The sequence below is a fragment of the Pseudomonas sp. IB20 genome (assembly GCF_009707325.1).
Taxonomy (GTDB): Bacteria; Pseudomonadota; Gammaproteobacteria; order Pseudomonadales; family Pseudomonadaceae; genus Aquipseudomonas.
The window spans coordinates 3,138,884-3,152,561 of record NZ_CP046103.1; the positions used below are offsets into that span (position 1 = coordinate 3,138,884).

The 13,678-nt window shown below is 60.8% G+C and carries 9 protein-coding genes; 2 read left to right on the top strand and 7 right to left on the bottom strand.

From position 1 onward, the window contains the following. Positions 1-4 precede the first annotated feature (4 nt). Positions 5-1,705, bottom strand: coding sequence for a glutamine--tRNA ligase/YqeY domain fusion protein (locus tag GJU48_RS14460; RefSeq protein ID WP_094952913.1), 1,701 nt, complete (start codon positions 1,703-1,705; stop codon positions 5-7). A 262-nt stretch (positions 1,706-1,967) separates the two neighbouring features. On the opposite strand from GJU48_RS14460, the gene GJU48_RS14465 reads away from it, so the two are divergent. Together GJU48_RS14465 and lpxH are read left to right on the top strand one after the other, a co-directional pair. After that, entirely contained in the window at positions 1,968-2,471 is a 504-nt protein-coding gene (locus tag GJU48_RS14465; protein ID WP_016977438.1) for a peptidylprolyl isomerase, read from the top strand. Beyond that, on the top strand, positions 2,468-3,217 hold the full coding sequence (lpxH, locus tag GJU48_RS14470) for a UDP-2,3-diacylglucosamine diphosphatase (RefSeq protein WP_094952914.1): 750 nt from the start codon (positions 2,468-2,470) through the stop codon (positions 3,215-3,217). Before GJU48_RS14465 ends, lpxH begins: the two co-directional genes overlap by 4 nt. Before the next feature lie 124 nt (positions 3,218-3,341). Here the strand turns inward: lpxH and GJU48_RS14475 are convergent, their stop codons facing one another. From GJU48_RS14475 to GJU48_RS14500, 6 genes are all read right to left on the bottom strand, one after another. Then, complete coding sequence (locus GJU48_RS14475; protein ID WP_094952915.1) at positions 3,342-4,871, bottom strand: DHA2 family efflux MFS transporter permease subunit; 1,530 nt, start codon at positions 4,869-4,871, stop codon at positions 3,342-3,344. After that, a complete protein-coding gene (locus GJU48_RS14480; RefSeq protein WP_094952916.1) occupies positions 4,871-6,070 on the bottom strand; it encodes an HlyD family secretion protein in 1,200 nt (399 codons plus the stop codon). Before GJU48_RS14480 ends, GJU48_RS14475 begins: the two co-directional genes overlap by 1 nt. 15 nt (positions 6,071-6,085) lie before the next feature. Further along, a complete protein-coding gene (locus GJU48_RS14485) occupies positions 6,086-7,537 on the bottom strand; it encodes an efflux transporter outer membrane subunit (RefSeq protein ID WP_094952917.1) in 1,452 nt (483 codons plus the stop codon). Further along, positions 7,534-8,007, bottom strand: coding sequence for a MarR family winged helix-turn-helix transcriptional regulator (locus GJU48_RS14490; protein ID WP_094952918.1), 474 nt, complete (start codon positions 8,005-8,007; stop codon positions 7,534-7,536). Before GJU48_RS14490 ends, GJU48_RS14485 begins: the two co-directional genes overlap by 4 nt. 232 nt (positions 8,008-8,239) lie before the next feature. Further along, positions 8,240-11,923, bottom strand: a complete 3,684-nt coding sequence (locus GJU48_RS14495; RefSeq protein ID WP_094952539.1) for a translocation/assembly module TamB domain-containing protein — start codon at positions 11,921-11,923, stop codon at positions 8,240-8,242. Then, positions 11,923-13,650, bottom strand: coding sequence for an autotransporter assembly complex protein TamA (locus GJU48_RS14500; RefSeq protein ID WP_094952538.1), 1,728 nt, complete (start codon positions 13,648-13,650; stop codon positions 11,923-11,925). Before GJU48_RS14500 ends, GJU48_RS14495 begins: the two co-directional genes overlap by 1 nt. Positions 13,651-13,678 lie beyond the last annotated feature (28 nt).

Here is a 13,678-nt window from a genome sequence, read left to right on the forward strand (position 1 = left end):
TTAATCACTGGCCCCACGAATCACGCAAGGTCACGGTACGGTTGAATACCGGCTGACCAGGTTTGGAGTCCTTGATATCCGCGCAGAAGTAACCTTCGCGCTCGAACTGGAAACGGTCTTCCGGCTGTGCGTCGCCAAGCGATGGCTCGGCACGACAACCTGTGAGAACTTGCAGCGAGTCAGGGTTGATGTTGTCCAGGAAGCTGGCGCTGTCTTCGGCCTTCTCAGGGTTCGGCGAGCGGAACAGACGATCGTACAGACGTACTTCGCACTCGATGCTGGCAGCGGCCGGCACCCAGTGCACCACGCCCTTGACCTTACGGCCTTCAGGGTTCTTGCCCAATGTTTCTGGGTCGTACGAGCAGCGCAGTTCAACGATGTTGCCATCGGCGTCCTTGATTGCTTCATCGGCACGGATCACGTAGCTGCCGCGCAGGCGCACTTCGCCATTCGGCTCCAGGCGCTTGTAGCCTTTTGGCGGCTCTTCCATGAAGTCATCGCGGTCGATGTAGATTTCACGCGCGAACGGCAGCTTGCGCACGCCGAGTTCTTCTTTCTGCGGGTGACGCGGCAATTCGAGGTTGTCGACCTTGTCTTGCGGGTAGTTGGTGATCACGACTTTCAACGGCCGCAGCACGCACATGGCGCGCGGGGCGTTCGCGTCGAGGTCCTGGCGGATGCTGAACTCGAGCATGCCGAAATCGACCACGCCGTCGGAACGGTTGGTGCCGACCATGTCGCAGAAGTTACGGATCGACGCCGGGGTGTAGCCGCGGCGGCGGAAGCCCGACAGCGTCGACATGCGTGGGTCGTCCCAGCCAAACACGTGTTTTTCATCGACCAGTTGCTTGAGCTTGCGCTTGCTGGTGATGGTGTAGTTCAGGTTCAGGCGGCTGAATTCGTACTGACGCGGGTGCGCCGGTACCGGCAGGCTGTCAAGGAACCATTCGTACAGCGGGCGATGGCTTTCGAACTCCAGGGTGCAGATCGAGTGGGTGATGCCTTCGATGGCGTCCGACTGACCGTGGGTGAAGTCGTAGTTCGGGTAGATGCACCACTTGTCACCGGTCTGGTGGTGGTGGGCATGGCGGATGCGGTACATGATCGGGTCGCGCAGGTTCATGTTCGGCGAGGCCATATCGATCTTGGCGCGCAGTACACGGGCGCCATCCGGGAACTCACCGGCGCGCATGCGGGCAAACCAGTCCAGGTTCTCTTCGACCGAACGGTCGCGGAACGGGCTGTTCTTGCCAGGCTCAGTCAGGTTGCCACGGTATTCCTTGGCTTGTTCCGGGCTCAGGTCGTCAACGTAGGCCTTGCCAGCCTTGATCAACTCCACTGCCCAGTCGAACAGCTGGTCGAAATACTTGGACGCATAGCGCACTTCACCGGACCATTCGAAGCCCAGCCACTTGATGTCGCTTTCGATGGCGTCGATGTATTCCTGGTCTTCCTTGGCCGGGTTGGTGTCGTCGAAACGCAGGTGCGTAACGCCACCGAACTCCTGGGCCAGGCCGAAGTTCACACAGATCGACTTGGCGTGACCGATGTGCAGGTAGCCGTTGGGCTCTGGCGGGAAGCGGGTGACGATCTGCGTGTGCTTGCCCGAATCCAGGTCCGCCTGGATGATCGGGCGCAGGAAATTGACCGGGACGGCAGGTCCGGCCTTGGAATTCGAGGTAGTGTCGACAGTGGGCTTGCTCATAGGATCCTTGAACAGACAGGTTCGTGGCCGGGTGGGGCCAGATAAAACAAAGGGCTCATAATAGCCGAAGCAGTCAAGACACTGACAGGCCATGACCAAAAACTGCTGCTTTAATTACTGCTTTAATGACAGGGGCGGTAAAAAACCACCTCGAAATTCCTGCTGGTCACGCTAAACTGCGCGCCTTGGCACACATTCAGCCAAACCGGTAGCGGCGCCCAGGCGTCCTGGGCCCACGAATTCCCTGAAAAGAGTAGTGAACATGACTCAAGTCAAACTGACCACCAACCACGGTGACATCGTCATCGAGCTGAACGCCGAGAAAGCGCCGATCACCGTCGCCAACTTCATCGAATACGTGAATGCTGGCCACTACGAAAACACCGTTTTCCACCGTGTCATCGGCAACTTCATGGTCCAGGGCGGCGGTTTCGAGCCTGGCATGAAAGAAAAGAAAGACAAGCGTCCAAGCATCCAGAACGAAGCGGACAACGGCCTTTCCAACGACAAATACACTGTCGCCATGGCCCGTACCATGGAGCCGCATTCGGCCTCCGCACAGTTCTTCATCAACGTGGCCGACAACGCCTTCCTGAACCACAGCGGCAAGAACGTGCAGGGTTGGGGCTACGCCGTGTTCGGTAAAGTCACCGAAGGCCAGGACGTCGTTGACAAGATCAAAGGCGTGCAGACCACCGGTAAAGCCGGTCACCAGGATGTTCCGGTAGAAGACGTTATCGTCGAGAAAGCCGAGATCGTTGGGTGATATTGCTGATTTCAGATTTGCATCTGGAAGAGGGGCGCCCGGATATAACCCGGGCGTTTCTGGATTTGCTCCACGGCCGCGCCCGTGGCGCCCAGGCGTTGTACATTCTGGGGGACTTTTTTGAAGCCTGGATTGGCGACGATGGGATGACACCGTTCCAGCGTTCGATTTGCGCGGCGCTGCGTGAGCTGAGCGACAGCGGCACCCCCATTTTCATCATGCACGGCAACCGCGACTTCCTGATCGGCAAGGCGTTCTGCAAAGCCGCAGGCGCCACCTTGCTCAAGGACCCGAGTGTCGTGCAGCTCGCAGGCGAGCCTGTGCTGTTGATGCACGGCGACAGCCTCTGCACCCGCGACGTCGGCTATATGAAGCTGCGGCGGGTCCTGCGTAACCCGATAGTGCTGTTTATCCTGCGGCACCTGCCCTTGCGCACCCGGCACGCGCTGGCGCGCAAGCTGCGCAGCGAGAGCAGCGCCCAAGTACGCATGAAGGCCAACGACATTGTGGATGTGACACCCGAGGAAGTGCCGCGGGTGATGCAGCAATTTGGCGTACGCACCCTGGTCCACGGCCACACGCACCGCCCCGCCATTCATAAGTTGCAGATTGGTGACCAGGCGGCCAAGCGTATTGTGCTGGGGGATTGGGACAAGCAGGGCTGGGCGTTGCAGGTGGATGAGCAAGGGTTTCAGTTGGCGGCGTTTGACTTCGTCAACCCGCAGCTGGCGTTGCCCGGGGCCTGAATCCCACAACACACATCAAATGTGCAAGCAGGCTTTTGTGGGACCCGGTGTATCTGATGTACCAAGGTGCCTGCATCGCAGGCAAGCCAGCTCACACACTTGATTGCATTTCACACTTTGCAGATCAGTGCCCGGACGCCTCCGGCCCCGCCTTCGCCGCAAACGGCGGCTTGGCCAGCCACACAATCACGATCAAGCCCATGAACATCCACCCCAGCAACGTGAAGTAATCCACGGTGGACATCATGTACGCCTGGCTGGTGAGGATCTGGTCCAGCTGCGCATAGGCCTTGTGCCCTGCCCCACCGAGCGCCTGCAAAGCATCGCGGGTCGCCGAGTCATAGGTGGTCATGTTCTCGCTCATGTACGCATGGTGCTGGTCCGCGCGGCGAATCCAGATCCAGGTGGTCAACGACGCCGCAAAACTACCGCCCAAGGTCCGCAGGAAGGTCGCAAGACCCGCGCCATCGGCAATTTGGGCCGGCGGCAAGTCGGACATCAAGATGCTCAAGGTCGGCATGAAGAACAGCGCCACGCCAATACCCATGAACAACTGCACCAAGGCGATGTGGGTGAAGTCCACCTCGTTGGTGAAACCGGCGCGCATGAAACAGCTCAAGCCAATCGCCAGGAACGCCAGGCCCGCCAGCAAGCGCAGGTCGAACTTGTGCGCGTACTTACCGACAAACGGCGACATCAGCACCGGCAGAATGCCGATCGGCGCCACCGCCAGGCCGGCCCAGGTGGCGGTGTAGCCCATCTGGGTTTGCAGCCATTGCGGCAGAATCAGGTTGATGCCGAAGAACCCCGCATAACCCAGCACCAACACGATGGTGCCGATGCGGAAGTTGCGGTAGGCAAACAACCGCAAGTTGACCACCGGGTGCTTATCGGTCATTTCCCAAATGACGAACACCGCCAGGGCTATCGCCGAAATCACTGCACCAATGATGATGAAGTTGGATTCGAACCAGCCCAGGTCGTTGCCCTTGTCGAGGATGATCTGCAAGGCACCGACACCGACGATCAAGCTCAGCAGGCCGACGTAATCCATCGGCTGGTAGCTGGTGACCACCGGGCGTTTCTTCAGTTGCGAACGCACCACCATCACCGCAAAGATGCCGATGGGCACGTTGATAAAGAAGATCCACGGCCAGCTGTAGCTGTCGGTGATCCAGCCGCCGAGGATCGGGCCGGCAATCGGCGCCACCACCGTGACCATCGCCAGTAACGCCAGGGCCATGCCGCGCCTCGCAGGCGGGTAGACCGCGATCAGCAACGTCTGGGTCATCGGGTACAACGGCCCGGCGACCAAACCTTGCAGTACCCGAAAGCCGATCAGCTCGGGCATCGAGGTGGAAATACCGCAGAGGAACGATGCCAGCACAAACAGGATGGTCGCCCACAAAAACAGCTTCACCTCGCCAAAGCGCCGGCTCAACCAGCCGGTGAGTGGCAAGGCGATGGCGTTGCTCACCGCAAACGAGGTGATCACCCAGGTGCCCTGCTCCGAACTCACGCCGAGGTTGCCGGAAATGGTCGGCAACGCCACGTTGGCGATGGTGGTGTCGAGCACCTGCATAAAGGTCGCCAGCGACAGGCCAATAGTGGCCATCAAGAGGCTGGGTGGCGTGAACGAGGCGTTATTGCTCATCAGCGTTGCACAGCCTTAGGCGCGGCGAGGCTGTTGTCATGGATCAACTGGGTGATCATGGCATCGGCTTCGGCCAATTGGCGGTCATACACGTTGGTGGTGAACGAGGCCTTTTGCGGCGCCTGTTGCGCCAGCACTGGGCCGCTCTTATCGTGCAGGTCCACATTGACCAGGGTGCTCAAGCCTACGCGCAGCGGGTGCTTGGCCAGTTCGTCGGCGTTGATGTGGATACGCACAGGCACCCGTTGCACGATCTTGATCCAGTTACCGGTGGCGTTCTGCGCCGGCAGCAGGGCAAACGCGCTGCCGGTACCGGCGCCCAGGCTGTCCACGGTGCCGCTGAACTTCACGTCACTGCCGTAGATGTCCGACTCGATGTCCACCGGCTGACCAATACGCATATCGCGCAGCTGGGTTTCCTTGAAGTTGGCATCGATCCACAGCTGGTCCAGCGGGATCACCGCCATCAACGCGGTGCCCGGCTGCACGCGTTGGCCCAGTTGCACGGTGCGCTTGGCCACGTAACCGGTGACCGGTGCGATCAAGGTACTGCGCGCGTTGGCCAGGTAAGCCTGGCGCAGTTGTGCGGCGGCGGCCTGCACGTCCGGGTGCGACGAAATCACCGTGTCGTCCACCAGCGCGCTGGAGGTCTTCAATTGCTGCTGTACGTTGGCCAGGGCGTTTTGCGCCGAGGTCAGGTCGTCACGGGCATGGGACAGTTCTTCCTGGGAAATCGCGCCGCCGGCGGCGAGGTTCTTACGACGGTTGTAGTTGTCCTGGGCTTTTTGCACGTTGGCCTGCTGGGCCAGCACTTGGGCTTTCATGCCATCCACGTTGCTGTACAAGCCCCGCACTTGGCGCACGGTGCGCGCCAGGTTGGCCTTGGCACTTTGCAGGCCGACCGCGGCGTCATTCGGGTCGAAGTTGATCAGCACCTGGCCTTCGTGGACCAAATCGCCATCGTCGGCGCCGATGCTGACCACGGTGCCGGTGACCAGCGGGGTGATTTCCACCACGTTGCCGTTCACATAAGCATCGTCGGTGCTTTCGTTGAAACGCCCGTAAAGCTCATACCAGGCCCACACGCCGATGACGCCGAGAATGACGATCAGCGCCAGGCTGAGCAGCATGATTTTGCGTTTGCGCGGGTTGTTGTCTTTGGGTTGCTCTGTTGCGTTAGTGTTTTCGGCAGTGGCCATCACAAATACCTCAAATTATTCCGTGCGTGTAGCGGGGGTGGTTACGGCCACGTTATCGGCGTTGAACCCGCCACCCAGGGCTTGCATCAATTGAATCGACAGGTCGATCTGCGCAGCATTCAGGGTCGCCAACTGACGCTGGGCCTGCAGCAATTGCTGCTCGATACTGAGTACATCCAGGTAATTCCCGATCCCTGAGCTATAGCGCTGAACCCCGGTATCGTAGGACTGCTGGGCAATGTCCGCAGCGTGTTGCTGGGCCTGGATCTGCCGACCGGTATCACGCAATTGCGAGAGGGTGTTGCCGATATCGCCCAAGGCTTGCACCAGGGTTTTGTTGTACTGGGCCACGGCCAGGTCGTAATCAGCGTCGCGCGCATCGAGGTCGGCGCGCAGGCGGCCGCCATCGAAGATCGGCAACGAAATGGTCGGTGCAATGCTGAAGAACCGGCTGGCCGAACCAAACATTGCATCGCCCAGCAACGACTCGGCCCCGGCGCTCGCGCTCAGGTTGAGGTTGGGGTAAAAACGGGTTTTGCTCGCGGCGACGTTCTTGCTCGCCGCCTCCACCCGCCAGCGTGCGGCGATCAAGTCCGGGCGACGGCCCAACAGCTCGGCCGGCAGCACCGAAGGCACGGCGACGGCGCTGGGCTTCAACACATTCGGGCGGCTGAGCTCGTTGCCACGGTCGGGGCCTTTGCCGAGCAACACGGCGAGGGCGATCTTGGCGCTTTGCAGTTGTTTTTCCGCATCGATCAATTGCGACTGGGAGCTGGCTTCCAGGCTTTCGGTCTGCTGGTACTGGTACTGGCTGTCGATGCCGGAACTCAGGCGGCGCTTACTCAACTCGAGCATCTGGCGGGTGCGCTTGAGGTCGTCGGTGGCCAGGTCCCGCACGATGTGCGCCTGACCCAAGTCACTGTAGGCCTTGGCCACGTTGGCGGCCAGAGTCAGGCGCGCGGCTTGCTGATCGACTTCGGCGGCACGCGCCTGGCCCAAGGCCGCTTCCCAGGCGGCGCGCTGGCCACCCCAGAGGTCAAAGTTGTAGTTGAAGCTGGCGCCGATGTTACGCACGGTGGCGTAGGCATCGCCCTGCCCCAGCGGGTCCTGGTCTTTGGCCAGGCGCGAACGGCTCACGCCGGCGCTGGCATCCAGGGTCGGCATGCGTGCGGCATCGGCAGCATAGGCCGCCGCTTGCGCCTGATGGGCACGGGCGCTGGCGACTTGCATGTCCGGGCTGTTTTGCAGGGCTTCGTGGATCAGGCCGTCGAGCTGTGGGTCACCGAGGCTTTTCCACCAATCAGCAGTGGGCCAGGCGGCGCTGGACAAGGTCACGCCGCTCAAGGATTTGCCGGTTTGCAGCGTGTTAGCGTCGAGGCGTTGGCCTTGGGTGTCGAGGCCGCTGAAGTTGGCACAACCGGCCATGCTCATCGCCACCAGCACCAGGCTAACTGCGCGTGTGTTCATTGATTACCTACCCGCTGGATGACGATGGCGTCACCGGCAGCTACCAGAATTTTCGTGAGGATTTTTTCCAGGGTTTGCAACTCGCCGGGCTCCAGGGCGCCGGCCAGTTCGTTCATCGACTGCGCGCCGATGTGCGGCAGCATGTCCGCCAAGCGTTGGCCGTCTTCGGTGAGTACCAACTGCACCTGACGCCGGTCTTGCTCGGAACGCCTGCGCGCCAGCAGGCCCTTTTGCTCCAGGCGGTCGAGCATGCGGGTCATGGAGCCGCTGTCCAGCGACAGGTTGCGGCACAGCTCGGCCGGGGTGTCGACGTCAAACTGGGCAATGATGATCAACACCTTGAACTGTGCGGCGGTGACGCCGTGGGGTTCCATGTGGGTATCGATAATGCGGTCTTTGAGCAGCGCCGCCCGGCCCAGCAACAGGCCGAGGTGGCAGTTGCGAAAGCTGTCAGGGGTGAAGTGGGTCATCGAAAGTCACCTTATTACTGCCTAGGCAGTGAATGTGTGACAAGATGTTACTGCTTAGGCAGCGAATGTCAAATGGAATTATTAGCTTGCTTGCTAATTTGGCGGCAGGTGGGCTGTAGTCCAAACAAATGTGGGAGCTGGCTTGTCTGCGATGGCGGTGTGTTAGTCAATAAATCATCGACTGATGTACGGTCATCGCAGCATAGGTATCCACATTTTTTAGGGTAAGGGTTTAGAAATCCCGCTTGTAGAAAATATCCAGCGAACTGGCCACACCACTGGCCACCTCCAGATACACCTTCTTGCTCAACAAGTAGCGCAAGGCAATGGTGCTCGCCGGCTCAAACACCCCAACCCCATAACGCAGGCTGAGCTTCTCGGTGATCTTGCCGCTGGCCACCACGGAAGTGTTATTGCCGGAGCCCTGGGTGTCGAGGTCGAAGTCCTGAATCCCCAGCTTAGTGGCGATATCCGAAGTCACCCCGGCACTGCCCATCAAGCCCAGGCCCAAGGCGGCTTCGGCGAGCATGTTGTTGTCTTCACCGGTGTTGTTACGCGAACGCCCCAGCACCAGGTACGACAGCGCATCCTCCTGGGGCATGGCTGGCTCGGAGAAGATCTGCGTTGTCGGCTGTTCGGCACTGCCGCTCAGGCGAATACCGGCGGTCACGGTCCTGGACGGCTCGGTGACCACGCGTATCGCTTCGATATCCAGGAACGGCTGGTCCAGCGGCCCTGCAAACAACAGCCGAGCGCGCCGCACGTTGAGCCGCTGCCCATAAGCGCGGTAACGACCGTCGTTGAGCCACAGCTCGCCACGGGTGTCCATGTTGTCGCCGATATGCACCTGGCCCTGCACCTTGGCGGTGAGGCCGAAGCCGGCGAAGTTGAGCTGGTCCTCGCCCACCACCACGTCGATGTCCATGGCCATTGCCATCGGCGGCTTGCCCTCTTCGGTCTGGCTGCCGACGATCAGCGTGTCATCCGACACCTTGACCGTCGACGGTGGCAGTTCACGCACAGTGATATCGCCACGCGGGATGTGCACCTTGCCGGCAATCGCCAACTTGTCGTTTTTAAGGCTGATTTTCAGGTCCGGCGCCACTTCCAGCGCCGCATAAGGCTCCACTGTAACCGGCAGTTTCGAGCCTTGCAGGCTAAGGTCCACCACCAGGGCCTGGCCCCAGTCGATCTGCCCCTTGAGGCTGCCCTGCCCGGCCTTGCCGCTGTGCCAAGCACCGTTCAACTGCACGCTTTCGCCGGCAATCAACGCCTGCACGTTCAAGCCTTCAAGGCTGATCGGCAACTCAGGCCCGGAGACCTCGCCGCCCACCAGGTTCACGCTGCCGTTGACCTGCGGCGCCAGCAACCCACCGGAGATGCGGCCGTTGCCGTTGAGCTTGCCGTTGAGTTTTTCCACCATCGGCACAAACGGCCGCGCCACGGCGAGGTCCAGGCCGTTGAGGCTGAAAGTCCCGGTGATCGGCTTGTTCTTCGGCAACGGGTTGATCTGTGCATGCAACAGCAACTCGCCAAGCTTGCCGCCGCGGAAATTCAGCTGGGTGTCGATGCGCTGGGGATTAAGGGTGGTTTCCAGTTTCAGAGTGTCATAGGGGAAGTCCAGCCACTGGTCCTTGTCCTTGACGCGCAAGGTGCCACCGCCGGCATCCACCGCGATCACACCTTTAGGGCCGCTGGCGGGCAGGTCCAGTTGAACATCGGCATTGAGCTTACCCTGCCAGGCAAAATCTTTAGGCAAAAAGGCCGCCAGACTGTCGATGGGGAATTGCTTGAGGTGGTAGCGCAGCTTCGGCTCCGGCATCAGGCGTTGGTCTTCACCGCACAGGCTTGCAGGGCCGGACACCCAGCAGTGGGCGGAAAAGGTCAGCTTGCCGTCGGCCAAACGCTCGATTTTTGCCGGGGCTTGCAGCTTCCAGTCCTGGCCGCCGGCTTGTACATCACCGCTGGCCAGGCGCCCGCGCCAGTTGCCTTTGTCGAGGTTACCGTCCAAGGCCAGGGCCAGTTTGACCAAGGGGCCAGCCAGGTCCAGCTGGACTTTCTGGCTCTTGATATCGCCTTGGGCGCTGGCGGTCAGGGTGCCAACCTGGGTCTCACCGGCTTGGATGCCGCTGCCCTTGAGGTCGATCTTCGCGCGCTGGGCGTTGTCGAGCGTGGCGCCGAGGTTGAGGCTTTGCAGATGGTTATCGGCGAACGCCAGTTGCTGGCCCTTGAGGTCGAGCTTACCCTGTGGCGCCTTCAATGTGCCGGCGACATCCACACGCCCATTGATTTGCCCACGTAACTGCGGCCACAGCTGGGCTAGGCGCGCCAGCTTGATGTCGATCTGCCCGGCCAGGCGCTGTTGCAGGCTGCCACTGCCGTTGATGCGGTTATCACCTAGGCGGATATCCAGGTTGGCCAGCGTCCATTGCTCACCCGCGCCTTCGGCCTTGGCCGCCAGCACGGCGGTTTGGCCGCGCAAACGGCCCTTGAGATCGAGGTCGGCATTGAGCTTGAGCTGTTCATTTTTGAACTCGCCTTTGCTGCGTAGGGGACCAGCCAAGGTGCCAGGCAACTCAGCGACCCAGTACGCCGGGTTCAACGCCGACAGATCCAGCGCGGTGTCCCAGGCAATGCCGTCGGCAAATTGCAGGTTCAGGTGGCCTTCGGCCTTGCCCTGGCCCGCCGTCAATTTAAGCTCAGGCAGGAAGACTTGCTTGAGGTCGCCACTGAACGGCGTGACCACATTGAACTTGCCGGCCGGGCCGTCGAGGTCGGCCTTGAGGTTGCCCAGGTAGTTGCCGTCTTTGTAGAAGACTTCACCATTAAAGGTGCGCAATGCCACCTGCGGCTCGTCGATCAGTGGGTAGAGGCGGTGCCAGGGGAAATCCAGCCAGTCGATCTTGGCGTCGGCACTGAAGCCTTGTTGCCAGTCCAGATTGGCGCTGAGCTTGAGGCTTTGTTTGTCGCCGGCCGTCAAATCCAGGCCAGCGATCTGCGCACCTTTGGCGTCGACCTTGCCTTGCAGCAGCAAGTCCACCGGACCTTTTTGCGCAGGTAGCACGGCCTTGCCCAGTAGTTGATAGCCGTTGCTCAGGTCGCCCTTGGCGGTGAGGTCCAGTTGATTGAGTTGCAGGGTATCGGGCAAATCGGCGCTGGGTTTGAAGCCGTCGGCGGTGATGCGTAATTGGGCAGGCAGGTTCTCCACCAGCGGTTGCAGCTCGCCGCTGAGTTTGGCGGGCAGGTAGCCGCTGCTGTCGGCATCCAGCGTGAGGGTCTTGAGCAAGTCGCCGTCGACCTTGAGCGCAACCTTCCACGGCGCGCTGCCGGGCGCATACGGCAGGCTCAGGTTGCCGGTGGCACTCAACGGCCAGTTGCCAGTAGGCTGCAGCAAGCCGGCCAGGTCCAGCACCAGATCATCACGCTGCAAATGCACCGAGTCGATCTGCATGCCCGCCGCCGTCCAATGCGCCGCCAGTTGCAAGCCCTTGAGTTCTTCGCTGCCGTTAAACAGCAGGCTACCGACGCGAACGTCGCCCAATTGGATGGCAACCGGCAACTTCAAATCCGGCAAGGAGATGGGGCCGCTGCTCGGCTCATTGCTCGGCGGGAATTGCAGGCTGACCTGCTCCACATCCAGCTGATTGATGCACAACGTCATGCGCAGCAAGCAGCCCGGTGACCAATCAAACTTCGGTGCATTGAGCTCGACCCGACTGGTGTCTTGCTGCCACAGGAGATGGTCGGCGCTCCACTGACCGCCCAGGTGCCCCTGGAAATTCTCAACGCTCAAACCCGGCACCTGGCCCAAGGCCCAGCGGCTGCCTGCTTGAGTGCCAAGCACGGTCCACAGCGCCAACAACACCAAGGCAAGGACCGCCACAATGGCCAGCCCCGCTATTTTCAAACCACGCATCACAGCTCAGGCCCCATGGAAAAGTGCAAACGAATGCCGCCCGGATCTTCGAGGGCATGGGCCAGGTCGAGGCGAATCGGCCCGACCGGCGACACCCAGCGCACACCCACGCCCACACCGGTTTTCAAGCTGGGCATTTCCAGGGTGTTGAAGGAATTGCCTTGGTCGATAAAGGTCGCGATCCGCCATTTTTCGGCGATGGAATATTGATACTCGGCGCTCAGGGCCATCATGTAGCGACCACCGATGCGGTCACCACGGTCGTTCTCGGGCGACAGCGTCTGGTATTCGTAACCGCGTACGCTTTGGTCACCACCGGCGAAGAAGCGCAGCGAGGGTGGCACGGACCTGTAGCCGTTGGTGGCACTGCCGCCGAACTGCGCACGGCCCAGGAAGCGGTGGTTATCCCACAGGGTGGTCAAGCCTTTGATCGTCGCTGTGCCGTACAGCAGGTTGGTGTCGGAACCCAGGCCTTCTTTGGCAACTTTGGTATCGAACATCAAACGATAGCCATGGTGAGGGTCGATACGGTTGTCGCTGCGCAGGTAGGAATAGTTGATCCCAGGCATCACCAGATTACTGAGGCCCGAGTCATTACCCAGGCGGTATTCTTCGCGCTGGTACTTGAGCGAGATGACGCGTGTCCAGCCGCTGGGCAATTTGCTGTGCCATTCAGGCCCCAGGGTGAGCAGCTTGCTCAGGGTGTCGGTATTGGCGATTTCTTCATTCTGGTAACCACCGGCAAAGCGCAGTTTGTCGGTCAGCGGCGGGTCCAACGGAATGTCGTACCACAGGCCGACGTTTTGCCGTGGCGCCGACAATTCGGCTTCCCAGCCATAGCTGTGGCCCTGGGGGTTGACCCAGTGGCGGGTCCAGTTGGCTTTGCCACGCGGGCCGACGTCGGTGGAGTAACCGAGGCCCAGGCCCATGGTGCGTGGTTTGCGGGTTTCCAGTTGCACCGCCACCGGAATCACATCATTGGCCGAGGCGGCGGGCGTGGCGTCCACGCGCACAGCCTCGAAGAAGCCGCTCGATTGCAGGTTCTGGTTGAGTTCGGCGATGAGTTCGGAATCGTAAGGCGCGCCGTTTTTGAACGGCACCATGCGCTGCAGCAGGTCTTCATCAAAGGGCGTGTCGCCGGCGAAGCTGACCTTGCCCATGGTGTAACGCGCGCCGCTGTCGTAGATGAGTTCGATATCGGCGACGCCCGCCTGGGGATCGACCAAAAGTTTCTGACTGGTAAAGCGCCCACTGAAAAAGCCGTAGCGTGAGGCCTGGTTCTGGATCAGACGCTTGGCGTCTTCGTAATTGCCGTGGTTGAGCACGGCGCCGGATTTGAGTTCGCTGCTTTCAGGCACGCGAAAGGCCTTGAGGCTCGCGGCCTGGCCGTCAACCCGAATGGTCACGTTGCGCAAATGAATCGGCTCGCCGGGGTCGATGGTGAGGATCAGGCGCGGGTTCTTGCCGCCTTTCACATCACTGGCGATCTGTGGCTGATAGAAGCCCAGCGCCTGGGCCGCCTTGCGCGCCTGTTCTTCAGCGCCACGGCTGAAGCGCTGCAAGGCTTCTTCGTCACGATCGCCGACCCCGCCGATATAGCCTTCAATGTTGGCTTTCAACGCGTCGTTTGAGGGTTTGACCCGCACGTCCAATTCGCTTTGCGCCAAGGCGCCGCAGCTTGTGAACAGCAGAATCAAGCCGCTGGTAAATCTTCCTGGAAACTTCATAGGCGCGGATGCTACACGAGCTAGGGAG